Source organism: Nonomuraea sp. NPDC050547, assembly GCF_044457345.1.
Taxonomy (GTDB): Bacteria; Actinomycetota; Actinomycetes; order Streptosporangiales; family Streptosporangiaceae; genus Nonomuraea.
Genome location: NZ_JBITGW010000004.1, coordinates 223492 through 246038, shown reverse-complemented (window position 1 = coordinate 246038; position 22547 = coordinate 223492). Strand labels below are relative to the sequence as shown.

Here is a 22547-nt window from a genome sequence, read left to right as displayed (position 1 = left end):
TGCCGAACTATGAGACAGCTCTACCCGGCCATCGAGCCCTACGATTCCGGCCTTCTCGAGGTCGGAGACGGCGACCAGATCTACTGGGAGGTGTGTGGCAACCCGGACGGAAAGCCCGCGGTCATGCTCCACGGCGGGCCGGGCGGCGGGTGCACCGGCAAGCACCGCCGTCAGTGGAACCCGGAGCTGTACCGCATCGTCCTGTTCGACCAGCGCAACTGCGGGCGCAGCAAGCCCCACGCGAGCGACGCGGCGGTCTCGCTGGAGCACAACACCACCTGGAATCTGGTGGCGGACATGGAGAAGCTGCGCGAGCACCTCGGCATCGAGCACTGGCAGGTGTTCGGCGGGTCGTGGGGCAGCGCGCTGGCGCTGGCCTACGCGCAGACGCACCCCGAGCGCACGACGGAGCTGGTCCTGCGCGGCGTCTTCACACTGCGTCCCCGGGAGCTGCACTGGTTCTACCAGGAGGGCGCCTCCCACCTGTTCCCCGACCTGTGGGAGGGGTTCGTGGCGCCGATCCCGCCCGGCGAGCGCGGCGACCTGATGGCCGCCTACCGCGCAAGGCTGGAGAGCTCCGATCCGGCGGTGCGGGTACCGGCCGCCAAGGCGTGGGCGCAGTGGGAGGGCTCGACGGTGACGTTGCTGCCCGATCCGGAGCTGGTGGCGGAGTTCGGTGAGGAGCGGATGGCGCTGGCGTTCGCGCGCATCGAGAACCACTACTTCACGCACGACGGGTGGTTCGAGCCTGAGCAGCTCATCCGGGACGTTGGGAAGATCCGGCACATTCCCGCCGTGATCGTGCAGGGCCGCTACGACGCCTGTACGCCCATGGCGACCGCCTGGGACCTGCACAAGGCGTGGCCGGAGGCAGACTTCCACGTGGTGAACGACGCCGGTCACGCCTCGACCGAGCCCGGCATCGTGGATCGCCTGGTGGAGGCCACCGACCGGTTCGCCGGTTAGGCGGCGAGGGCCAGCCGGTCGCGTACCAGGCGGACGAGGGGTGTGACCGCGCCGACGCACAGCAGCGCGACCAGCGGCGCGATCACGAGCCCGAGTGCGAACCCGGCGGCCACGTCGTGCGGGTAGTGGGCGCCGACGAACACGCGGGAGAACGCCATGATCGCCGCCAGCGGGAGCACGACCCAGGCGAGGGCCCGCCACGCCAGGATGAGCGCGCCCGCGGCCCCGGCGGCGATCACGGAGTGGTTGCTCGGGAACGACCAGTCGCCGGCCGGCGGGCAGGCGGCCACCGTGGTGACGCCGCGGCACGGCCGTTCCTCGCGGACGATCAGCTTCACGATCTCGCTCACGACGTAGGCGACGATCACCGCGGCGGGTCCGACCAGGGCGAGGGCCAGTTCACGGGCGGGGGCGCGGCGGGCGCGCCACCAGCACAGGACGAACAGGGCGGCGAACACGAAAAGCCCGGCGTCGGTGCCCACCTCCGCGAAGGTGTGCACCCAGCCGGGCGTGCCGAGGGCGAAATCGACGATGTCGCGGTACAACACATGTCCAATCGATGAAGAAACGATGGACATGACCTTAATGATCTTACCGAGTGGTTTCGTCGGCAGTTCGGCCAGTCGTCATCGGCCGTATGGCCGATAAGGGGATCAGGCGCTGCCGGTGAGGATGCGGGCCAGATCGAGCTGTCGCTGTCTGAGCTCGCCCTCCGTGATCAGCCCGGTCTCGAAGGCGTCCTTGGCCGCGTCGTTCTCGGCGACGTAGTAGGCGGCCATGATCTCGCTGCGCAGTGGGGTGAAACCGCGCTGTACGCACTCGGCGAAGACGTTGACCTTGCCTTCGAGGGTTTCGCGGGAGATGGTGCAGTCGAGTTCGTGGGCCTTGAGCTGCTTCACGGCTTCCCTGAGGGTGACCTGACCGCGGGAGCCGTTGAATTCCGTGTCTGGTGTGATCTTCACTTCGCGTGCGCCTCCAAGAGTTCACAACGTCTGACAGAACCCGCGTATTCCCTGCTCAGAGCGGGTAGAGAGGGATGCGTGATCGGTGCGCACGTGATCGTCGGGTACACCGGCGACGCTGGAGGACGGGACGCGCTCGCGCTGGGGACCGCGATCACGCAGGTCACCGGCGGCGAGCTCACGGTGGCGACCATCTACCCGCCGGGCAGCCCCGGCCAGGCGGTCGAGGCGCAGGCGAACCTGGCCCACGCGGCGGGCGAGCTGGGCGAGCGGCCCGCGGAGTACATCGCGTTCGAGAGCCGCGGCGCCGGCCGCGGCCTGGCTGTGCTGGCCAGCCGGATCAAGGCGGACCTGATCGTGGTCGGCTCCGCGGACGGTGGGCAGCACGGCCGCATCGCGATCGGCAGCACCTCCGACCACCTGCTGCACCTGTCGAGCGAGGCGGTGATGCTGGCCCCGGCCGGCTACCGCCCGCCTGCGGCGCCGACGCGGCTGACGCTGGCGTACGTGCACCGGCCGCAGTGCGACGAGGCCGTGGAGCGGGTGGCCCAGGCGGCGCTGCGGCTCGGGGTGCCGCTGCGGCTGATCACGCTGGACCTGCGCACGGAAGACGCCGGCCGGCTGCGCGACGACCTCGCCCTCGCTGTACGGCTGGCGTGGGAGGGCACCGGCATCGAGGCCGAGGCGGAGATCGCCGAAGGCTACGACGTGGCGGCCGCGATCGGCGCGGTCGAATGGCCGCCGGGCGACCTGCTGGTCTGCGCGAGCAGTGAGGACGCGCAGGCGCACCGGGTCTTCCTGGGTGAGCTGGCGATGAAGGTGCTGCGCGCCTCGGTCTGCCCGGTGGCGGTGCTGCCCCGGGGCTTCAACTGACCCGGGCGTAGAGCTCCAGGTAGCGCTCGGCCATGACGGACGGGGTGAAGCGGGCGCGAGCCTCGCGGCGGCACTCCTCGGGGTCGAGGTCGCCGACGCGCCGCAGCCATTCGGCGAGTTCTTCCTCGCTGTCCGCCAGGAACCCCGTGCGGCCGTGCTCGACCAGTTCGGGCAGGCAGCCACGGCGCAGGCCGATCACCGGGACGCCCAGGGCCAGGGCCTCGACCACGGCGGTGCCGCCCGGCTCGTCCCACTGCAAGGGGAACAGGGCGGCTCTGGCGGTGCCGTAGAGCTCGTCGCGCCGGTCCCCGGCGACGCCGCCGGCCCAGCGGATCAGCTCGCCGTCCAGATGGGGGGCGATGTGGTCGCGGTGGTAGCGGACGTCCGGGTGCCCGTGGAGCGGATGTTCCGGATCCTCCAGGACACGTTCCAGCTCGGCGGGGCCGCCGAGGCCGCTGACCGGGCCGGCCAGCACCAGCGGCAGGCCGAGCTTCTGGCAGACGCGGACGGCGACGTGCTGGCCCTTGAGCGCGCAGATCCGGCCCATGACCGCGAGGTGCGCGCCGCGCGGGAAGCGCAGGTCGCGCTCGGCCAGCGGGGTGGCCAGGTGGGCCGCGCCCACGGCGGCGGCGCGCAGGGCGGCGGGAGCGCGGGTGAGCTGGTCGTGGGAGACGCCGTTGACGGCGATGTCCCGGGGCCAGGCGCCGTAGAAGTCGGGGTGCTTGCGCAGGTCCCAGTGGAGGGTGTGGAGCACCGGCGGCCCGCCGAGCGCCGACAGCACCGCGGGGCCGACGACCTCCAGATGATCGTGGACGAGGTCGATGTCGTCGCGGGCGCGTAACTCCCGCACCACCCGCGCCTGGTGGGCGTGGGCGAGACCCATCACCTGGTTGTACGGCTTCTGCAGGTGGGCGAACTGCCCTTCGGGGAAGGCGGCGACCAGTTCGTCGGCCTCGACGGTGCTGGCCCCCACCGAAGCCAGCACCACGCGTACGCCTCGCTCGCGCAGCGCGGGCACCAGCGTGGCCACCACGTTCTCGATCCCGCCGTAGCCGGGCGGCGGCACCTCCAGCCACGGGCCGGCGTTCATCAGGATGTTCACGCGACGTCCTCCTCGACGGCCAGCGAGGCCAGCGGCGGGCGCTCGGCCACGGCCACGTCGGCGCGGGCCGCCCGCCGTTCGGCGTCGAACTGGAGCAGGCTGTGCGCGGGCGCCGCCACCGACACCACCCGGCCCTGGCGTTCGAGCCTGGTCCACGCGGTGAGCATGATCTGGGCGGCCATGCGGCCGAGCGCCGCCGTGGACTGGTGCGCGTGGGTGCGGCGGCCCAGGTCCACCTGGGCCATGGCGTCCAGGCCGACGAGTTCGAGCAGGTCGACCAGCAGGCCGAGTTCCACGCCGTACTCGGTCGCGAACGGCACGCGTTCCAGGGCCGTGCGCCGGGCCGCGTACTCACCGCCGAGCGGCTGGACGAACCCGGACAGCTCCGGCCACCACAGGTTGAGCAGGGGCCGGGCGACGAGTTCCGTGACCCGGCCGCCCTCGCCGCGCCGGCCGTTCAGCGGCCGTTCGTAGGCGCCCTTGACGAAGTGCACCCCCGTGTCCAGCAGCAGCGGCCCGAGCAGGCCGGTGACGAAGGAGGAAGGGAAGTCGCGCAGGTCGGCGTCGACGAAGACGACGAGGTCGCCGGAGCTGGCGGCCAGTCCCTTCCACAGTGCCTCGCCCTTGCCCGACAGCGGCGGCAGGTGGGCCAGCACGTCGTCCTGGCGCACGACGGTGGCGCCCGCGGCGGCGGCCACGGCGGCGGTGGCGTCGGTGGAGCGGGAGTCCACGACGACGATCTCGTCCACCAGGTCGGCGAGGTCGCGGCGGATCACCGAGACGATCCGCCCGACCGTGTGTTCTTCGTCGCGGGCCGGGAGAACCACGCTCACCGTGGTCGCCCCCTTGGCGGCCACCAGTGTGTCCGGCGACCAGTCGGCGGCTCTGCTTGTGCGCCGCCGGTACCAGTCCCGGACCCGCGGATTCGTCTCCATGCGCTCACCCCGGTCGTCTCAGGTCACGGATGGCGACACATGCCCTGCCGATAGGAGTTCGAACATTTTCGTTTGTTCATCAGCGGATGTGGGATATGCCATCCTGTGTCGCCAATAACTCGAATCGGCATCATAGGTGCTGGAAATGTCGCCGCCCGTCACGCAGACGTGCTCTCGGCATTCCCCGACGTGACGATTGCCGGAATCGCCGACGCGGTTCCCCACAAGGCCGAGGCACTGGCCTCTCGGCATGGCTCCCTGGCCTACGGGAGTCACACCGACCTGCTGGACGCCGGCGGACTGGATGCCGTCTACGTGTGCGTGCCGCCTTTCGCGCACGGTAACCCGGAGACAGACGCTTTGTCGTGCGATCTTCCGCTTTTTGTAGAAAAGCCGTTAGCAATTGATCTAGAAACAGCGGAAAAGATCGCCGCCGAGATAACACGCCGCGACCTTCCCTCCGCCGTCGGTCACCACTGGCGCTACCTCGACATCCTGCGGAAAGCCCGCGACCTGCTCGCCGGCCGCCCCGTACGGCTGGCCCTCGGCCACTGGCTCGACAAGGTGCCGCCCGTGGACTGGTGGCTCCGTACCGAGACCTCCGGCGGCCAGATCGTCGAGCAGGCCGTCCATGTGCTGGACCTGGCCAGGGTTCTGGTGGGCGAGGTCGCGATGGTGCACGCCGTACCGTCGGAGGGGGCGGCGGACGGCGAGATCGACCGGGCCACCGCGGCGGTGCTGCGCTTCGCGGACGGCGCGGCGGGCACGCTGGCCGCCACCAGCCTGTGCTCGGGCAAGCGGCGTGCCGGGCTGGAGGTGCACGCCGAGGGCGTCACGCTCGACCTGGGCGAGGAACGCCTGGTCGTCGACGGGCGCACGGTGATCGAGGACGGCGGAGCGGCCAAGATCCGCGTGGACCGGGAGTTCGTCAACGCGGTGCGGGGGAAGCCGGCCGACGTACGCGTGCCGTACCACGAGGCGCTGAAGACGCATCGTCTGGCGCAGGCGGTCGCGCGGTCGGCGGCCACGCGGGAGCCGGTGGTGCTGGATGGCTGAGGTGCTCAGCATCGACGGGCCGGAGCGGGTCAGCCTGATCTCGGAGCCGATGCCCATGGCGGCGCCGGGCGGCTTCCTGGTGGAGACCGTCTACAGCGGCGTCTCGGCCGGCACCGAGCTGACCTACGTCAAGGGCACCAACCCCTACCTGAACACCTCGTGGGACCCGGCGCTCGGGTTGTTCGGCACGGGCGGGCCGGTGATGGCCTACCCGGTGCGCGGCATCGGCTACATGCAGGTGGGGATGGTGGTGGACAGCCGTACCGACGCGGTCGCCGCCGGGCGGATCGTCGCGATGGCCTACGGGCACCGCACCGCCTACGCCGCCGACCCGCTGCGCGACCGCTTCGTCGAACTGCCGCGGGACCTCGACCCGCTCCTCGGGATCTACGCCGCGCACATGGGTCCGATCTGCGCCAACGGCCTGCTGCACGCGGCGCACGACCTGCTCGGGCCCGGCGTGCGCGACCTGCTCGACGGGGTGCGGGGGCGGCGGGTGGTGGTCGTCGGCGCGGGCGTGGTCGGGCTGCTGGTGGCGGCGTTCGCGGCGGGCGCGGGAGGCGGGACCGAGGTCGTGGTGGTCGACGAGACCCCCGCGCGGCTGTGCGTGGCCGCCGCGCTCGGCGTGGGGACGCTGCTGGCCGAGGACGCGTTCCAGCTGAAGCGCCGCTGGCGGCACGGCCCGAACGACCACGGTGCCGACGTGGTCTTCCAGTGCCGCGGCCAGGAACGGGCGCTGGCCCTGGCGCTCAAGCTGCTGCGCCCCCAGGGCAGCGCGATCGACCTGGCCTTCTACACCGGCGGCGCCGGCCTGGTACGGCTCGGCGAGGAGTTCCACCACAACGGCCTGAGCCTGCGCTGCGCGCAGATCGGCCGGGTGCCGCGCGGCATGGCCCACGCCTGGGACCGCGACCGCCTCTCGCGCGAGACCGTCGAGCTCCTGCACCGCATCGGCCCGTGGCTACGTGAGCACGTGATCACCGACGTCGTCCGCTTCGGCAAGGCGCCCGAGCTCCTTCGCGATCTCGCCGCCCGCCGCAGGGAGGCCCTCCAGGCCGTGCTCTGCCGCGACGTCCAGGATGAGCGCGGCTGACCAGCTGAAGTCGCGGCAGCCGTGCCCGGCGCGGGTGAACGGGTCGAAGTACTCGCGAAAGCCCGATCGGGCCACCGCGCCGACCATGCCGTCGGCCAGCGCCTCGGCCAGGTCGGGCCGGCGGTGCCGCAGCCCCTGCCAGACCAGCCAGGTCAGGTTGAGCCAGCTCGGCCCGCGCCAGTAGCGGGCCGGGTCGAACTCGGGGGCGCCGGGGGCGTAGCTGGGCAGCAGCCCGTTCTTGATCTCGAAGCGGTCGAGCGCGGTGCCGATGAGCGCGTGGGCGATCTCGCGCGGCAGGTCGGGCAGCATGAGCGGGACGAGCCCGGCGGCGCTCTGGGAGCGGATCGGGCAGCCGGTGCTCGCGTCGCGGGCGTGGAACAGGCCGTCGTCGTAGAGGTGGGCGACCATGGCCGCGGTGATCTCGGCGGCCTCGCGGTGGTGCGGGTCGGGGTCGAGGCCGATCGCCTTGGCGATGCGGGCCAGTGACGTCTCGGCGACGCCGTACGCGGCGTTGAACAGCGGATCCTCGACCGCGAACGCGCCCGCTCTGCGATAGCCGGTGTCGCGGTAGGCGCGGGCCAGCGCGGTGTAGCGCTCGTAGTCGCGGTCGGTGGGCCGCTCGTCGGCGCTGACGTGGGCGAGGTCCCTGCGCCGCGCGCCCATGGGCCCGGCCTGGACGGCGGCCAGCGGCACGTCCCAGGCGGGGCTGTTGTCCATGCCGGACTCCCACGGGTGCACGATCGAGATCAGGCCGTCCGCCGAGCGGCGCGCGGTACGCAGAAACCGCTGCTGGGCCACGAGCCGCGGGTAGATGCGGCGCAGGAAGGCGGGATCGGGATCGGCCAGGTGGACCCGCCAGGCGGCCAGCGCGTGAACCGGCGGCTGCACGATGCCCGAGGTGGCCGAGCCGGAGGGCGCGCGGACCTCCCAGACGTCGGGGCCCGGGAAGTAGCAGCCGTCGGGCACCTCCGGGTTGAAGACGATGTGCGGCACCCGCCCGTCGCGCCACTGCGCGCCGAACAGCGACAGCAGCTCGGACCTGGCCCGCCGCGGCGACCAGCGGGCGTTGCCGATCGCGACGAAGGCCGAGTCCCAGCTCCACTGGTGCGGGTAGAGCCGCCGCGAGGGCACGGTGTAACTGCCGTCCCAGTTGGCGACCAGGACGCGTACCGCCTCGCGGATCACAGGAACTTCCTGACGAACGCCGCCGTCTGCGGCAGCACGATCTCCGGTTCACCGCGAAGCCGGCACTCCAGCGCCAGGTAGCCCTCGTACCCGGTGGCGTCCAGCGCGGCCAGCTGGGAACCCCAGTCGAGGTGCCCGGTGCCGGGCTGGTTCCTGTTGGACTCGCTGATCTGCATGTGCGCGAGGTAGGGCGCGGCCTCCACCAGCGAGCGGCAGGGATCGTCCTCCTCGATGTTCATGTGGTACGTGTCGCCGACGACCTTGATCGCGTCCATGGAGCAGTAGGACACTGCCTCGGCCAGGGTGTTGACCATGTGGTTCTCGTAGCGGTTGAGCGGCTCCAGCATGATCAGCACGCCGTTGCGCTGCGCGTGCTCGCCGAGCACCCCGAGCGCCTCGGCCAGCACCTCGCGGTCCTCCCCGGGGCTGCGCGGCGGCTCGAACGGCGGCAGCCGCCGCGAGAACTGCCCCCACGAGGCGGGCGTCATGACCCCGATCCCGCCCAGCTCGGCGATGACCGTGAGCTGGGAGCGCAACTGCTGGATGGCGTCGGTGCGCTTGGCGGCGTCGAAGTCGCCGATGAAGTGCGGCATGTCCACGCAGACGGTCGGCATGACCACGCCGTCGGCGAGCGCCCGCTTCAGCTCGGTCAGCCGCCCGGCGAAGTGGAAGTCGCCCTTCCCCCGCAGCTCGATCGCGTCGAATCCGGCATCGACCGCGAAGGCGAACTTCTCCTGCAGGGTGCGTCCCGGCAGCAGCTGCTCCTGTACGGCAAGCTTCACGCTGGCTCCTTGAACTTGAAGACGAGTTGGAGCACCTCCGACGGGCGGCGGTCGATCAGCTCGAAGGCCTCGGCCGCCTGGGCGGCGTCCATGACATGGCTGACCAGGTCTCCAGCAGGGACTTCGCCGCGGTGGACGAGCTCCATGAACGTGCGCTGGAGCCGTTCCACGTCCCATCGGTGCGCCAGCCACGCGGCCACGCCGCCGATCTGCGAGGAGACGAGCTGCACCTGGTTGTGGTGGAACTCCTCGCCGAGCCGCAGCCCGAGCCCGTCTCCCTGGTAGAACCCGGCCGCGACGACCCTGCCGCCCCTGCGGACGGTCCTGATGGCCTCGTGCAGGCCGGTATGGCTGCCGCTGAGCTCGATGGCGGCGTCGGCGCCCACGACGCGCTTGCGGATGAACTCGGCGACCGAGCCCTCGCGCACGTCGTAGGTCTCGGCGGCGCCGAAGCGCCGGGCGAGTTCGAGCCGTTCGGGGATGGCGTCGGCGGCGACCACGCGGGCGCCGCTGAGCACGGCGAGGCGGGTGGCGAGCAGGCCGATGACACCCTGGCCGAAGATCGCGACCTGGTCGCCCAGGTGCAGGTCCGCGGCGTGGACGGCGTTGAGCGCGATGGCGCCGACGCGGGCGAAGACGCCGGTCAGCGGGTCCGTGCCGGGCGGCATGAGGTGCCCGGCGAGCCGCTCGGCGGGCACGACGGCCTCCTCGCGGTGGCCCCAGATGCCCCAGACGACGCCGCCCACCACCGGCTCGCGTACGTCGGGAGCGGCCTCGACGACCTCGCCGACCTCCTGGTAGCCCCAGCCGGTCAGCGGGTAGGCGTGTGTCCGGCCCTCGACGAACAGCCGCTGTTCGGTATCCCACTTTTTCGTGAGATACGGGTTGGTGCCGCGGTAGGCGGTGAGTTCCGTCCCCGCCGAGACACCTGAGTAGATCGTGCGGACCCGCACGCAGCCCGGCTCCAGCTCACCGGTTGGCTCCAGACTGACGCGGACAGCACCTGGCCCTTGAATGGTGATGACGTGCATTCCCCACACTTACGCTTTTTGATCAAACAAAAGTCACAGGTTTAGTGCTTGTTTGCACGCGATAGTTGTGTAATCAGCACTCGTAAGTCTACGACTTTTGTTGGAGGTAGCCGATGAAATTGGGGTTCCTAACAGCGTGTCTTCCGGAAAGCAACCTTTCCGACATCGCACGCTGGGCCGTCGACCAGGGATTCGAAGCCCTGGAAGTAGCCGGATGGCCGGCAACGGATGACCGAAATCACATCAGAGTAGAGCGTTTCGATGAGATCGAATACGAGCAGGTCAGGCGAATCTTCGCGGACACCGGACTCGCCCTTTCCTCGATCGCCTACTACGAGAACAACCTGCACCCAACCGAAGGGCCGCAGGTGAACGCGCACGTGCGGCACTGCGTCGAGGCCGCGGCCGCGCTCGGCTGCCCGACCGTGGGCACCTTCGTCGGCCGCGACGCCGGAATGACGGTGCACGACAACCTCAAGAAGGCCGAGGACGTTTTCGGCCCGCTGGTCGAGCACGCCAAGGGGCACGGGGTCGATCTCGTCATCGAGAACTGCGTCATGAAGAGCTGGCACCCCGACGGGTACCCGGGCAACCTGGCCTACTCGCCCGAGCTGTGGGAGTGGATGTTCGGGCTCGGGCTCAAGCTCAACTACGACCCCTCACACCTGGTGGCGCTGGGCATCGACCCGGTGGCGGCGGCGCGGCCGTACGTCTCGGAGATCGCGCACGTCCAGGCCAAGGACACCGAGATACTCGGCGGCCGGATCGACCACACCGGGTTCCACGGCCCGATCGGCGGCGAGAAGGGCTGGTACCGCTTCCGGGTTCCCGGCCGCGGGCAGGTCGACTGGACCCGGGTCATTGACGCACTTCAGGAAGGCGGGTACGACGGGGTGGTGTCGGTAGAGCACGAGGATCCGGTGTGGAGTGGCGACCCGGCGAGGGTCCGGACCGGTCTCGGTATCGCCTATCACACGTTGCGGCCGCTCATCACGGGGTAAAGGCGGCCCAACCCCTTTTCGCGGGGGCCTTGCCGGAGACCTGGCGTCGGGCTGCTCGGAGCGCCGGGTGCAGACCGAGGAGCGTGCCATGCCAGGAAAGGCAACCGCCGTTCTCAGCGCCGCCGCGCTGGTCGCGGCCATGACCGCCTGCGGGGACGGCGGCGGGGACAGCCGGCCCGCCGCCGCCGCGGAGATCACCGTCTGGACCGAGGAGAACCTCCCGGACCGGATGGACGTCCAAACCACGATCGCCGACGAGTTCACGCGGAAGACCAAGATCAAGGTCAAGCTGGTGCCGGTGGCCGAGGACCAGTTCAGCCAGACGCTGACCGCGGCCGCCGCCGCCGGCGACCTGCCCGACGTGATCGGCGCACTCCCCCTGGCGGCGGTACGCGAGATGGAGGCCAACGACCTTCTCGACACCGAGACGCCGGCCAAGGTCGTCGACCAGCTCGGCCGCGCCACCTTCTCCAAGCGGGCGCTCGACCTCAACACCGCCGACGGCAAGCTGCTGGCCGTGCCCAGCGACGGATGGGCCCAGCTCATCCTCTACCGCAAGGACCTGTTCGAGAAGGCGGGGCTGGAGCCGCCGGACACCTACGAGCGGCTGCAGGCCGCCGCCGCCAAGCTGCACGGCCCCGACGTGGCCGGCATCACGCTGGCGGTCGCGCCCAAGGACTCCTTCACCGCCCAGAGCTTCGAGCACGTGGCTCTGGCCAACGGCTGCGAGCTGGTGGACGGCTCGGGCAACGTGGCCCTGGCCTCACCCAACTGCGTGCGGGCCTTCACGTTCTACTCCACGCTGGCCAAGCAGTACTCGGTCAAGGGCAAGCAGGACGTCGACTCGACCCGGGCCACGTACTTCTCCGGCAAGGCGGCCATGATGATCTGGTCGTCGTTCATCCTCGACGAGATGGCCGGGCTGCGGAACGATGCGCTGCCTTCCTGTGCGGCGTGCCGTACCGACAAGGAGTGGCTGGCCGCGAACACCGGCGTGGTGACCGCGCTGAAGGGCCCGGACGGCGCCGCGCCCGCGCAGTACGGCGAGATCGTCTCCTGGGCCGTCACCCGCGACGCCGCCAAGGACTCGGCGGCCAGGTTCGTCGCGTACCTGATGAACGAGGGCTACGAGCGCTGGATGGGCATGGCGCCCGAGGGCAAGTTCCCCACCCGGCCGGAGTTCGCCGGCGCGTGGGCCAAGCTGCCCGCCGGGGTGGACACCAAGAAGCCGCTGGCCGAGCTGTACCCGGCCGCGACGCTGGAGGCGCTGCGCAAGAGCCCCGACACCTTCGGCCGCTGGGGCATCCCGCAGGGGCAGGGCAAGCTGGTCGGCGTCACGATGGGCGAGCTGCCGGTGCCCAAGGCGCTGAGCGGGATCGTCGAGGGCTCACTGACGCCCGAGGCCGCGGCGGCGCAGGCCAAGGCGGACGTGGAGGGCATCAAACGCGGGATCCGTCAGTGAGGGGGACGCTCCGGCAGCAGGAGGGCAGGGCCGGGCTCGCGCTGATCTCGCCCACACTGGTGGTCACGCTGGTCGTGGTCGTGGCGCCGCTGCTGTGGGCGGTCATGCTGGCCTTCCAGGACGTCCGGCTGATCAACATCAGGCGGGTCGGGATCTTCGGCCACTACACGCTGGAGAACTTCACTTATGTGATCTCCGAGCCGGGCTTCTGGTCGGCGCTGGTCAACACGCTCGTCTACACGGTCGCCGGCACGGCGCTGTCGATCGCCGTCGGGCTGGCGGCCGCGCTCGCGCTCCGGGACAGGTTCCCCGGGCGGACACTGGTCAGGGCCTCGATCCTGGTTCCGTACGTGGCGCCCGTGGTGGCCGTGGCCTTCCTGTGGGAGGTGATGCTGAACCCGCAGTACGGCATCGTCAACACCTGGCTGAACGAGCCGATCGCCTTCCTGTCGCAGGCCCGCGGCACCTTTCTGGGCATCGAGGTCCCGGTGGCGCTGCTGACGGTGATCGCCTTCGAGGCCTGGCGGTACTTCCCCTTCGCCTTCCTGTTCATCCTGGCCCGGCTGCAGGCGCTGCCCAAGGAGCTGGACGAGGCGGCCGTGGTCGACGGGGCCACGCCCACGCAGCGCTTCCGCTATGTGATCATGCCGCAGCTCTGGCGGATCATCGCCCTGCTGTCGGTGCTGCGCTTCGTCTTCACCTTCACCAAGTTCGACGACGTCTACCTGCTGACCGGCGGCGGCGCGGGCACCGAGGTGGTCTCGGTGCGCGTCTACAACTTCCTGACCGCGCGCGACGACATCGGCGCCTCGGCCGCGCAGGCCATCGTGCTGGCCGTGGTGCTCGTCGTCTTCCTGGTGATCTACCTGCGCTTCTTCTCCGGAGGTGCGCGTGAGCAGGGATAGGTTCGAGCGCGCGCTGCTTCGCGCGCTGAGGCCGCTGGTGATCGCCTTCCTGTTCGTGATCACCGCGTTCCCGTTCCTCTACATGGTGATGCTGTCGGTACGCGACATCCAGGAACTGATACTCGAACCAGGATCGCTCTGGCCGGACGCCTTCACCCTGAGCACCTACGCCGACGTCCTGACCCGGCAGGGCTTCCTGACCTTCATGGGCAACAGCGCGATCATCGCCGTCTCCTCGGTGGCGGTCACCCTGCTGATCTCCGTCCCGGGCGCCTACGCCGTCGCCCGGCTGCGCTTCTTCGGCCGCCGGCAGGTGCACTTCCTGTTCCTGGCCGTCTACCTCTTCCCCGCCATCGTGCTGGCCATCCCGCTGTTCGTCTTGTTCACGATGATGGGCCTGCGCGGCTCACTGGCCGGTCTGATCCTCGTCTACATCGCCCAGACCGTCCCGGTCACCGTGTACATGCTGCGCAACTACTTCGAGACCGTCCCGCGGAGCGTCGAGGAGGCGGCGGCCATCGACGGCTGCTCCCGGGTGGAGACCATCTGGCGGGTGGTGCTGCCGCTGTCCAAGCCGGCGCTCATGGCGACCGGACTGTACGCCTTCATGATCGCCTGGAACGAGTTCTTGTTCGCCCTGCTCTTCCTGGTCGAGCGGCGGGAGAGATGGACGGTCTCCCTCGGGCTCTCCCAGCTGGCGGGCAGTATCGAGATCCCGACCACGGTTCTCATGGCAGGATCGGTGGTTCTGACGCTGCCCATCGTGATCGTCTTCTTCGCCAGCGAGCGGCTGCTGACCGAAGGGCTCACCGCCGGGGCGGAGAAGGGATAGGCCATGCTCACGGCAGGGCAGGTGCTCCAGCTCATCAGGAACGGCTCCTGCCGAACGCGCAAGGAACTCATCGAGTTCACCGGCCTGTCCCGCTCGACGATCACCGACCGGGTCGACCGGCTCATCGAGGCCGGATACATCCACGAGTCCGGCGTCGCCATCTCCGGCGGCGGACGGCCGCCGTCGGTGCTCGACATCGACTCCACCAACCGGTTCGCCCTCGTGGCCGACCTCGGCGCCGGCCACGCCCGCGTGGCGCTGACCGACCTCGCCGCCCGCCCGCTGGCCGAGGAGCACACCGAGATCCGCATCGAGCTCGGCCCCGAACCCGTCCTGACCTGGGTCCGCCAGGCCTTCCAGCGTCTGCTCGACCGGACCGGGCACGCCCGCGACCGGGTCTGCGGCATCGGCGTCGACCTGCCCGGCTCCGTCGACCACGCCTCCGGCCGGGCCGTCAGGTCGTTCCTGATGCCCGGCTGGGACGAGTACCCGATCGCCCAGGCCATCGGCGCCGGCTTCGACGTGCCGATCCTGGTGGAGAACGACGCCAAGGCGATGGCGCTCGGCGAATGGTGGACGCACTGGCGCGAGACGCCCTCGCTGCTGCTCATCAAGGTCTCCACCGGGATCGGGGCGGGCATCGTCATCGACGGCCAGATCTACCGGGGCGTGGAGGCGGCCGCGGGCAACCTCGGCCACGTACGGCTGCGCGACAGCGACGACCGGGTCTGCACCTGCGGCTCACGCGGCTGCGTCGCCTCGCTGGCCAGCGGCCACGCGCTCGCCGTGGACCTCGGGCAGGCCTCGAGCCGCGACGTCGTCCGGCTGGTGCAGGCCGGCGACCCCACGGCCATCGCGCGTACCCAGGAGGCCGGCCGTACGCTGGGGATCGTGCTGGCCACGGCGGTGAGCCTGCTCAACCCGGGGGTGCTGGTGCTGGCCGGTGACATGGCCGAGACCCGGGAGCACTACCTGACGGGCATCAGGGAGAGCGTCTACCGGCGGAGCCTGCCGTACACGACCCGCAATCTCGACATCGTGACGAGTGTGCTCGGCGCGCGTGCGGGCATCGTGGGCACGGCGGTGATCGTGACGGAGCACGTCCTGTCCCCTGACGCCGTGGACGCCGCGCTGGAGGGGCCCCGGCTGGCCGATCGCGCCTAGGTCGCGGTACGGCCCAGCGCCTCGCCCAGCAGGGCGGGGGCGACGGCCAGCGACGGCCCGTACCACGTGAGCAGGCGCCCGCTCACCAGCGCGCAGGGCAGCCCGGGAAAGGCCTCGGGCCCGTCGCCGGCGGAGAAGGCGTAGGGCTCGTCGGGCAGCACGACCAGGTCGGGGGCGGCGGCGAGCAGGTCGGGCAGGGGGATCTTGGGATAGCGCTCGGCGTGCCCCTCGTAGAGGTTGTCGACGCCGAGGCGCCGCAGCACGTCACCGGTGAAGGTGCCGCTGCCCACGACCATCCACGGCCGCCGCCAGATCGGCACGACGGCGCTCGCGCGTACGGCGGGCTCCGGCAGGTCCCAGGCGGCCCGCGCCGCGCCCAGCCAGGGCGGCGCCGGAGTACGGCAGGCCAGCTCGAACATCCTGGCCAGCGAGGTGAACGCCTCCTCCACCGTCCTGATCACCGTGACCCAGACCGGGATCCCGGCCTCTCGCAGCGCCAGGATGTCCTGCTCGCGGTTCTCCTCGAAGTTGGCGAGGACCACGTCGGGCCGCAGCCGCACGATGGCGTCGAGGTCGGGGTTCTTGGTGCCGCGTACGCGGGTCACGTCGAGGTCCGCCGGATGCGAGCACCAGTCGGTCGCGCCGACCAGCGCATCGGGCACCGTGGCCGCGACCGACTCGGTCAGCGAGGGGACCAGCGAGACGATCCGCCGCACCTGGTCGGGCACCGCCGAGGGGGCTCCGGTGTCGTCGTTCAGCACACGGCCAAGTATCCCGCACGCCGTCCCATAGCACGGTGATCCCCTCCCGGACGTTATGGCCGATCTCGCGCCACGTCACGGGTCGAATACGTAGGATCGCAGCAAAGGCCGACTATTTGTGATCGGGGGATCACCGGTTGGACCAGAGGAGTTCGAGGGGCTTCGATCCGAACAAGCCCAACGCCGCCCGGCTGTACGACTACTACCTGGGCGGCAAGGACAACTTCCCGGCCGATCGGGCGGCGGCGGAGAAGATCTTACGGGTGGCGCCCGAGCTGAGGGCCGCCGCCCGCGCCAACCGCGCCTTCCTGGGACGTGCGGTGAGACACCTGTCGGGGCAGGGGATCACGCAGTTCCTGGACATCGGCACCGGCCTGCCCACGCAGGGCAACGTGCACGAGGTCGCGCCGCCCGGCGCGCGGGTGGCGTACGTGGACAACGACCCGGTCGTGCTCGTTCACGCCAGGGCGCTGCTGGCACTCGACAGCGACACCTCCGTGGTCCAGGGCGACCTGCGCCATCCCGAGGAGATACTCAAGGACGGCGAGCTCGGCATCGACTTCGACCGCCCGGTCGGCATCCTGCTCGTGGCGGTCCTGCACTTCGTCGCCCGCTCCGAAGACCCGGGCCGGATCATCGCCACGCTCAGGGACGCGATGGCGCCCGGCAGCTTCCTGGTCCTGTCCCACGGCACCAGCGACGCCCGCGCGGCGGCGGTGACCAAGGGCACCGAGGTCTACCAGAACTCCGCCAGCCCGCTGACGCTGCGCAGCAGGGACGAGATCGCGGCCATGTTCGACGGCTTCGCGCTGGAGGAGCCGGGCGTCGTCTGGCTGCCGGAATGGCGTCCCGACGACACCGACATGATCGACTTCCCCGGGCAGCCGGAGAAGTCGCTCATCCTCTGCGGAATCGGCCGGAAGACCTGACTTCTACTTGAGTGCCTTGAGCGCGCCCTCGTAGTCGGGCTCCTGCACGATCTCCGGGACCAGCTCGGAGTGGACGACCTTGTTCTCGCCGTCGAGCACGACGACCGCGCGGGCCGCGAGTCCGGCCAGCGGGCCGCTCTCCTGCGCCACGCCGTAGTCGCTCAGGAACTCCCTGCCGCGCATCAGCGAGAGCGTCACCACCTTGTCGAGGCCCTCGGCGCCGCAGAAGCGGCCCTGCGCGAACGGCAGGTCGGCCGAGACGCACAGGACGACGGCGTCGGGGTGGTCGGCGGCCACCTCGTTGAACCGCCGCACCGACGCCGCGCAGACCCCGGTGTCGATGCTCGGGAAGATGTTGAGGACCTTGTACTTGTCGCCGTAGTCGGCCAGCGAGACGTCGGACAGGTCCTTGGCCACCAGCGTGAAGCCGGGCGCGCTGTCACCGGGCCGCGGGAACGTGCCGCCGACCGTGACCGGGTTGCCCTTGAACGTGATCTCGGACATGAAAACCTCCAGTTAGCTGTGCTCCCCAGCAGGCGATCATATGCCCTTCACATTGCGCAGGTTCGACCTGGCCATGTCCACCATCCTGCCGACCCCGCCGGACAGGACGATCTTCCCGGCGGCCAGCGCGAACCCCTTCATCTGCTCGGCCGAGACCTTCGGCGGGATCGACAGCGCGTCCGGGTCGGTGATCAGGTCCACGAGGTAGGGGCCGTCGGCGGCGAACGCCTTCGTCAGCGCCTCGCGGATCTCCCCCGGCCTGGTCACCGTGACCGACGGGATGCCGACGGCCGCCGCCACCGCCGCGTAGGACACCCGCTCGTGGTCGGTGCCGAAGTCGGGCAGGCCGTCCACGAGCATCTCCAGCTTCACCATGCCGAGCGAGGAGTTGTTGAACACCACCGTCTTGACCGGCAGGTCGTGCAGCTTGACCGTGATCAGCTCGCCGAGCAGCATGGCCAGCCCGCCGTCGCCGGACATGGAGACGACCTGGCGGCCGCGGTCGGCGAAGGCGGCGCCGATGGCGTGCGGCAGCGCGTTGGCCATCGAGCCGTGCTTGAAGGAGCCGATCACCCGCCGCCGGCCGTTCGGGGTGAGGTAGCGGGCCGCCCAGACGTTGCACATGCCGGTGTCCACGGTGAAGACCGCGTCGTCGGCGGCCACCTCGTCCAGGATGCTCGCCGCGTACTCGGGGTGGATGGGCGCCCTGTCCTTGATGTCGCGCGTGTAGGCCTCGACCACGTGCTCCAGCTTCTTGCAGTGCTCGCGCAGCATCTTGCCGAGGAAGCGCCGGTCGCTCTTCTGCTCCACCTTCGGCAGTACGGCCCGCAGCGTCGTGGCCACGTCGCCGTGCACGGCCAGGTCCAGCGGCGTCCGCCGGCCGAACACCGCCGGGTCGGCGTCGATCTGCACGGTCTTCGTGCCCGGCAGGAAGTCGGTGTAGGGGAAGTCGGTGCCGACGAGCACCACCAGGTCGGCCTCGCTCATCGCCTCGTAGCAGGCGCCGTACCCGAGCAGGCCGCTCATGCCGACGTCGAACGGGTTGTCGTACTGGATCCACTCCTTGCCGCGCAGGGCGTGGCCGACGGGCGCGTTCAGTCGCGCGGCCAGCGACATGACCTCGTCGTGGGCGCCGCGCACGCCCGCGCCGCAGAACAGCGTGACCTTCTCGGCCGCGTTGAGCGCGCCGGCGAGCTGGGCGACCTGGTCGGCCGGCGGATGCACGACGCCGCGCCGCACCAGCATGTCGTGCCGCCCGACCGGGGCTGCCGCCTTCTGGTGGGCCACGTCGCCGGGCAGCACGACGACGCCGACGCCGCCGAGCCCGATCGCGTGCTGGATCGCGCTGCGCAGCACCTTCGGCATCTGGGCCGGCCAGTTGATCGCCTCGCAGTAGACGCTGCACTCGGTGAACAGCCGCTCCGGATGGGTCTCCTGGAAGTAGCCGGTGCCGATGTGCGTGCTCGGGATGTGCGAGGCCAGCGCGAGCACGGGCGCGCCGCTGCGCTGGGCGTCGTACAGGCCCTGGATCAGGTGGGTGTTGCCGGGGCCGCAGCTGCCGGCGCACACCGCCAGCCGCCCGGTCACCTGGGCCTCGGCGGCGGCGGCGAACGCCCCGGCCTCCTCGTTGCGCACGTGTGCCCATTCGATGGAGCCGGAGCGCCTGATCGCGTCCACGATGGGGTTGAGACTATCGCCCACGACCCCGTAGACCCGTTCCACGCCGGCCTGAATCAAGACCTGTACGAACTGCTCGGCAAGGGTCGTCATGCCCCGAACCATGACCTGGTTAGGGCCGACCTAAACGTTGCGCCGGTACTGCCCGCCCGCCTCGAACAGCGCGTCGGTGATCTGGCCCAGCGAGCACACCCGGGCCGCCTCCATCAGCGCCGCGAAGGCGTTGCCGTCCGACATCGCCGCCTCGCGCAGCCTCGCCAGGGCCGCGGGGGCCTCGGCGCGGTTGCGCTCGTGGAAGGCGTGCAGCCGGTCGAGCTGCGAGCGCTTCTCCTCCTCCGTGCCGCGGGCGAGCTCCAGCTTCTTGTGCGGCTCCCCGCCGTCGTCGCCGTTGCGGAAGGTGTTGACGCCGATGAGCGGCAGCGAGCCGTCGTGCTTGCGGGTCTCGTAGAGCATCGACTCGTCCTGGATCTTGCCGCGCTGGTAGCCGGTCTCCATCGCGCCCAGGACGCCGCCGCGGTCCGACAGCCGCTCGAACTCCCGCAGCACCGCCTCCTCGACCAGGTCGGTGAGTTCGTCGATGATGAACGCGCCCTGCACCGGGTTCTCGTTGCGCGCCAGGCCCCACTCGCGGTTGATGATCAGCTGGATGGCCATCGCGCGGCGCACCGACTCGGCCGACGGCGTCGTCACCGCCTCGTCGTAGGCGTTGGTGTGCAGGCTGTTGCAGTTGTCGTAGATGGCGATCAGGGCCTGCAGCGTGGTGCGGATGTCGTTGAAGTTCATCTCCTGGGCGTGCAGGGACCGGCCCGAGGTCTGGACGTGGTACTTGAGCTTCTGGGAACGCTCGCCCGCGCCGTACCTCTCCCTCATCGCCACCGCCCAGATGCGGCGGGCCACGCGACCGAGCACCGAGTACTCGGGATCCATCCCGTTGGAGAAGAAGAACGACAGGTTCGGCGCGAAGTCGTCCACGTTCATCCCGCGCGCCAGGTACGCCTCGACGTAGGTGAAGCCGTTGGCCAAGGTGAAGGCGAGCTGGCTGATCGGGTTCGCCCCGGCCTCGGCGATGTGGTAGCCGGAGATGGAGACGGAGTAGAAGTTCCGCACCTGGTTCTGGATGAACCACTCCTGGATGTCGGCCATCATCCGCAGCGAGAACTCCGTGGAGAAGATGCAGGTGTTCTGGCCCTGGTCCTCCTTGAGGATGTCCGCCTGTACGGTCCCCCGCACCTTGGCCAGGGTGGCGGCTCTCACCGCGTCCGGGTCCGCGTCGGGGTCGCGCTCCAGGGCCTGGTCCATGGCGGCGTTGAGGAAGAAGGCCAGGATCGTCGGGGCGGGGCCGTTGATGGTCATGGAGACGGAGGTGTTCGGGGCGGCCAGGTCGAAGCCGTCGTAGAGCACCTTCATGTCGTCCAGGGTCGCGATGGACACACCGCTGGTGCCGACCTTGCCGTAGATGTCCGGGCGCAGGTCGGGGTCGTGGCCGTACAGGGTCACCGAGTCGAACGCCGTCGACAGGCGGGTGGCCGGCTGGCCCTCCGACAGCAGCTTGAAGCGCCGGTTGGTGCGGAACGGGTCGCCCTCTCCCGCGAACATCCGGGTGGGGTCCTCGTCGTCGCGCTTGAACGGGAAGACGCCCGCGGTGAACGGGAAGCGGCCGGGCAGGTTCTCGCTCCTGAGGAAGCGCAGCAGCTCGGCGTGGTCCTCGAAGCGCGGCAGGGCCACGCGGGGGATCCGGTTGCCCGACAGCGTCTCGCGCCAGAGCGGCGTGTGCAGTTCCTTGTCGCGGACCTTCACCACGAGCTCGTCGGCCCGGTAGGCCTCCTTGGTGGCGGGCCAGTCGGCGAGCAGGGCGCGGGACTCGGCCGACAGGTCGGACTCGGCGCGGCCGAGCAGCTCGTCCAGGCGCGAGGCGTCCTCTCCCAGCATGTCGCGGACGGCGGCGAGCTGCTGACGGCGGCGGGCCACGTCCATCTGGGCCAGGGTCTCGGCGTGGTAGGCGCGCACGCCCTCGGCGATCTCGGCCAGGTAGCGCACCCGCGCGGGCGGGACGATCGCCGCCGACACCTGCGAGGTGCGGCCCTGGACCCTGGCCAGCAGCCCCGGTCCCGCCTGCAGGCCCTTCTCGGCCAGCAGTTCCTTGACGTGCTGGTAGAGGGCGGTGACGCCGGCGTCGTTGTAGCGGGCGGCGATGGTGCCGAAGACGGGCATGTCCTCCGGCTTGGCGCCGAAGGCCTCGCGGTTGCGCACGATCTGGCGGCGCACGTCGCGTAGGGCGTCCTCGGCGCCGCGGCGCTCGTACTTGTTGATGGCCACGGCCTCGGCGAAGTCGAGCATGTCGATCTTCTCCAGCTGGGAGGCCGCGCCGAACTCGGGCGTCATCACGTAGATGGGCACGTCGACGTGGGGGACGATGCCGGCGTCGCCCTGGCCGATGCCGGGCGTCTCCACGATCACCAGGTCGTAGCCGGCCGCCCGGCAGGCGGCGATCACGTCGTCCAGGTGCTCGGGGACCTCGGCGACCGCGCCGCGCGTGGCCAGGGAGCGGAAGAAGGTCTGGGCGCCCAGGCTGTTCATCCTGATGCGGTCGCCGAGCAGGGCGCCGCCGCCGCGCCTGCGGGTCGGGTCGATCGCGATGACGGCGATGCGCAGCTTGTCGTCGTTGTCCACGCGCAGGCGGCGGACCAGCTCGTCGGTCAGCGAGGACTTGCCGGAGCCGCCGGTGCCGGTGATGCCGAGCACCGGGGCGTGGCGCTGGGCGCCGCGGATGCCCGCGAGGAGCTCCTCCTCGGCGCGCCCCGACTCGATCAGCGTGATCGCCCTGGCGAGGGCGGCCTGGTCGCCGGAGAGCACCGCCTCGGTCGAGGGGGCGCCGCCGAGCTCGACGTCGCACTCCTCGATCAGCTTGTTGATCATGCCGGGCAGGCCGAGCCGCTGGCCGTCCTCGGGCGAGAAGATGCGGGTGACGCCGCGGGAGTGGAGCAGGTCGATCTCGTCCTGGACGATGACGCCGCCGCCTCCGCCGTACACCTTGACGTGCCCGGCGCCGCGCTCGCGCAGCAGCTCGACGAGATAGGAGAAGAACTCGACGTGACCGCCCTGGTAGGAGCTGATGGCGACGCCCTGGACGTCCTCCTGGATGGCGGCGGTGACGACCTCGTCCACCGAGCGGTTGTGGCCGAGGTGGATCACTTCCGCGCCCTGGGTCTGCAGGATGCGGCGCATGATGTTGATCGCGGCGTCGTGGCCGTCGAACAACGCCGCCGCGGTCACGAATCGAACAGGGTGGGCCGGAACGTGCACGCCAGATCACTCCTTCGTGAGGGG

The 22547-nt window shown here is 70.6% G+C and carries 20 protein-coding genes and 1 pseudogene; 10 read left to right on the top strand and 11 right to left on the bottom strand.

The window, feature by feature from the left end:
• Positions 1–9: 9 nt before the first annotated feature.
• The gene (gene pip / locus ACIBHY_RS11900) at positions 10–966 is read left to right on the top strand and encodes a prolyl aminopeptidase (RefSeq protein ID WP_397252480.1); all 957 of its coding nucleotides are present in this window, start codon (positions 10–12) and stop codon (positions 964–966) included.
• On the opposite strand, the gene ACIBHY_RS11895 is transcribed toward pip, so the two are convergent.
• Both ACIBHY_RS11895 and ACIBHY_RS11890 read right to left on the bottom strand, forming a co-directional pair.
• Positions 963–1514, bottom strand: coding sequence for a phosphatase PAP2 family protein (locus tag ACIBHY_RS11895; RefSeq protein ID WP_397306678.1), 552 nt, complete (start codon positions 1512–1514; stop codon positions 963–965). The genes pip and ACIBHY_RS11895 overlap by 4 nt on opposite strands.
• Before the next feature lie 105 nt (positions 1515–1619).
• Positions 1620–1928, bottom strand: coding sequence for a hypothetical protein (locus ACIBHY_RS11890; protein ID WP_397306677.1), 309 nt, complete (start codon positions 1926–1928; stop codon positions 1620–1622).
• 78 nt (positions 1929–2006) lie between these two features.
• On the opposite strand from ACIBHY_RS11890, the gene ACIBHY_RS11885 reads away from it, so the two are divergent.
• Positions 2007–2801 (top strand): universal stress protein, encoded by a 795-nt coding sequence (locus ACIBHY_RS11885; protein ID WP_397252477.1) that lies wholly within the window; start codon positions 2007–2009, stop codon positions 2799–2801.
• Here the strand turns inward: ACIBHY_RS11885 and ACIBHY_RS11880 are convergent.
• Positions 2794–3903, bottom strand: coding sequence for a glycosyltransferase (locus ACIBHY_RS11880; RefSeq protein WP_397306676.1), 1110 nt, complete (start codon positions 3901–3903; stop codon positions 2794–2796). The genes ACIBHY_RS11885 and ACIBHY_RS11880 overlap by 8 nt on opposite strands.
• On the bottom strand, positions 3900–4838 hold the full coding sequence (locus ACIBHY_RS11875) for a glucosyl-3-phosphoglycerate synthase (protein ID WP_397252475.1): 939 nt from the start codon (positions 4836–4838) through the stop codon (positions 3900–3902). Before ACIBHY_RS11875 ends, ACIBHY_RS11880 begins: the two co-directional genes overlap by 4 nt.
• Positions 4839–4943: 105 nt before the next feature.
• Here ACIBHY_RS11875 and ACIBHY_RS11870 point away from each other — a divergent pair, with 105 nt between their 5' ends.
• Both ACIBHY_RS11870 and ACIBHY_RS11865 read left to right on the top strand, forming a co-directional pair.
• Complete coding sequence (locus tag ACIBHY_RS11870; RefSeq protein ID WP_397306675.1) at positions 4944–5894, top strand: Gfo/Idh/MocA family protein; 951 nt, start codon at positions 4944–4946, stop codon at positions 5892–5894.
• The gene (locus ACIBHY_RS11865) at positions 5887–6987 is read left to right on the top strand and encodes a zinc-binding dehydrogenase (RefSeq protein WP_397252473.1); all 1101 of its coding nucleotides are present in this window, start codon (positions 5887–5889) and stop codon (positions 6985–6987) included. The genes ACIBHY_RS11870 and ACIBHY_RS11865 overlap by 8 nt, the downstream gene beginning before the upstream one ends.
• Before the next feature lie 9 nt (positions 6988–6996).
• Here the strand turns inward: ACIBHY_RS11865 and ACIBHY_RS11860 are convergent.
• The 3 genes and pseudogenes from ACIBHY_RS11860 to ACIBHY_RS11850 all read right to left on the bottom strand — a co-directional run.
• A pseudogene (locus ACIBHY_RS11860) lies at positions 6997–8118 on the bottom strand (MGH1-like glycoside hydrolase domain-containing protein); the annotation flags it as partial.
• 50 nt (positions 8119–8168) lie between these two features.
• Entirely contained in the window at positions 8169–8954 is a 786-nt protein-coding gene (locus ACIBHY_RS11855; RefSeq protein ID WP_397094851.1) for a sugar phosphate isomerase/epimerase family protein, read from the bottom strand.
• On the bottom strand, positions 8951–9907 hold the full coding sequence (locus ACIBHY_RS11850) for a zinc-binding alcohol dehydrogenase (RefSeq protein ID WP_397252472.1): 957 nt from the start codon (positions 9905–9907) through the stop codon (positions 8951–8953). Before ACIBHY_RS11850 ends, ACIBHY_RS11855 begins: the two co-directional genes overlap by 4 nt.
• Positions 9908–10098: 191 nt before the next feature.
• On the opposite strand from ACIBHY_RS11850, the gene ACIBHY_RS11845 reads away from it, so the two are divergent.
• The 5 genes from ACIBHY_RS11845 (at position 10099) to ACIBHY_RS11825 (ending at position 15349) form a co-directional block, all read left to right on the top strand.
• Complete coding sequence (locus ACIBHY_RS11845; protein WP_397306674.1) at positions 10099–10986, top strand: sugar phosphate isomerase/epimerase family protein; 888 nt, start codon at positions 10099–10101, stop codon at positions 10984–10986.
• Between the two features lie 88 nt (positions 10987–11074).
• A complete protein-coding gene (locus ACIBHY_RS11840) occupies positions 11075–12448 on the top strand; it encodes an ABC transporter substrate-binding protein (RefSeq protein ID WP_397306673.1) in 1374 nt (457 codons plus the stop codon).
• Positions 12445–13353 carry a carbohydrate ABC transporter permease gene (locus ACIBHY_RS11835; RefSeq protein WP_397252469.1) on the top strand — a complete coding sequence of 303 codons (909 nt, stop codon included), beginning with the start codon at positions 12445–12447 and terminating at the stop codon, positions 13351–13353. The genes ACIBHY_RS11840 and ACIBHY_RS11835 overlap by 4 nt, the downstream gene beginning before the upstream one ends.
• Entirely contained in the window at positions 13340–14185 is an 846-nt protein-coding gene (locus ACIBHY_RS11830) for a carbohydrate ABC transporter permease (protein ID WP_397252468.1), read from the top strand. The genes ACIBHY_RS11835 and ACIBHY_RS11830 overlap by 14 nt, the downstream gene beginning before the upstream one ends.
• Positions 14186–14188: 3 nt before the next feature.
• Complete coding sequence (locus tag ACIBHY_RS11825; RefSeq protein WP_397252467.1) at positions 14189–15349, top strand: ROK family transcriptional regulator; 1161 nt, start codon at positions 14189–14191, stop codon at positions 15347–15349.
• Here ACIBHY_RS11825 and ACIBHY_RS11820 read toward each other — a convergent pair.
• Positions 15346–16107 (bottom strand): helical backbone metal receptor, encoded by a 762-nt coding sequence (locus tag ACIBHY_RS11820; protein WP_397306817.1) that lies wholly within the window; start codon positions 16105–16107, stop codon positions 15346–15348. The genes ACIBHY_RS11825 and ACIBHY_RS11820 overlap by 4 nt on opposite strands.
• Positions 16108–16247: 140 nt before the next feature.
• Between ACIBHY_RS11820 and ACIBHY_RS11815 the strand changes: the two genes are divergently transcribed.
• Positions 16248–17039, top strand: a complete 792-nt coding sequence (locus ACIBHY_RS11815; RefSeq protein WP_397252466.1) for an SAM-dependent methyltransferase — start codon at positions 16248–16250, stop codon at positions 17037–17039.
• Between the two features lie 3 nt (positions 17040–17042).
• Here ACIBHY_RS11815 and tpx read toward each other — a convergent pair whose 3' ends face one another.
• The 3 genes from tpx to icmF are packed head-to-tail and all read right to left on the bottom strand — an operon-like array spanning position 17043 to position 22523.
• The gene (gene tpx / locus ACIBHY_RS11810; RefSeq protein WP_397252465.1) at positions 17043–17543 is read right to left on the bottom strand and encodes a thiol peroxidase; all 501 of its coding nucleotides are present in this window, start codon (positions 17541–17543) and stop codon (positions 17043–17045) included.
• 36 nt (positions 17544–17579) lie between these two features.
• Positions 17580–19313: a pyruvate dehydrogenase gene (locus ACIBHY_RS11805; protein ID WP_397306672.1), complete on the bottom strand. Its 1734-nt coding sequence runs from the start codon at positions 19311–19313 to the stop codon at positions 17580–17582.
• A gap of 30 nt (positions 19314–19343) precedes the next feature.
• Positions 19344–22523 carry a fused isobutyryl-CoA mutase/GTPase IcmF gene (gene icmF / locus ACIBHY_RS11800; protein ID WP_397306671.1) on the bottom strand — a complete coding sequence of 1060 codons (3180 nt, stop codon included), beginning with the start codon at positions 22521–22523 and terminating at the stop codon, positions 19344–19346.
• Positions 22524–22547: the final 24 nt, after the last annotated feature.

Excerpts from the sequence above, each read along its gene's own strand:
- pip (WP_397252480.1), top strand. The coding sequence starts at position 10 with ATGAGACAGCTCTACCCGGCCATCGAGCCCTACGATTCCGGCCTTCTC.
- ACIBHY_RS11875 (WP_397252475.1), bottom strand. The coding sequence starts at position 4,838 with ATGGAGACGAATCCGCGGGTCCGGGACTGGTACCGGCGGCGCACAAGC.
- ACIBHY_RS11865 (WP_397252473.1), top strand. The coding sequence starts at position 5,887 with ATGGCTGAGGTGCTCAGCATCGACGGGCCGGAGCGGGTCAGCCTGATC.
- ACIBHY_RS11845 (WP_397306674.1), top strand. The coding sequence starts at position 10,099 with ATGAAATTGGGGTTCCTAACAGCGTGTCTTCCGGAAAGCAACCTTTCC.
- ACIBHY_RS11840 (WP_397306673.1), top strand. The coding sequence starts at position 11,075 with ATGCCAGGAAAGGCAACCGCCGTTCTCAGCGCCGCCGCGCTGGTCGCG.
- ACIBHY_RS11825 (WP_397252467.1), top strand. The coding sequence starts at position 14,189 with ATGCTCACGGCAGGGCAGGTGCTCCAGCTCATCAGGAACGGCTCCTGC.
- tpx (WP_397252465.1), bottom strand. The coding sequence starts at position 17,543 with ATGTCCGAGATCACGTTCAAGGGCAACCCGGTCACGGTCGGCGGCACG.
- ACIBHY_RS11805 (WP_397306672.1), bottom strand. The coding sequence starts at position 19,313 with ATGACGACCCTTGCCGAGCAGTTCGTACAGGTCTTGATTCAGGCCGGC.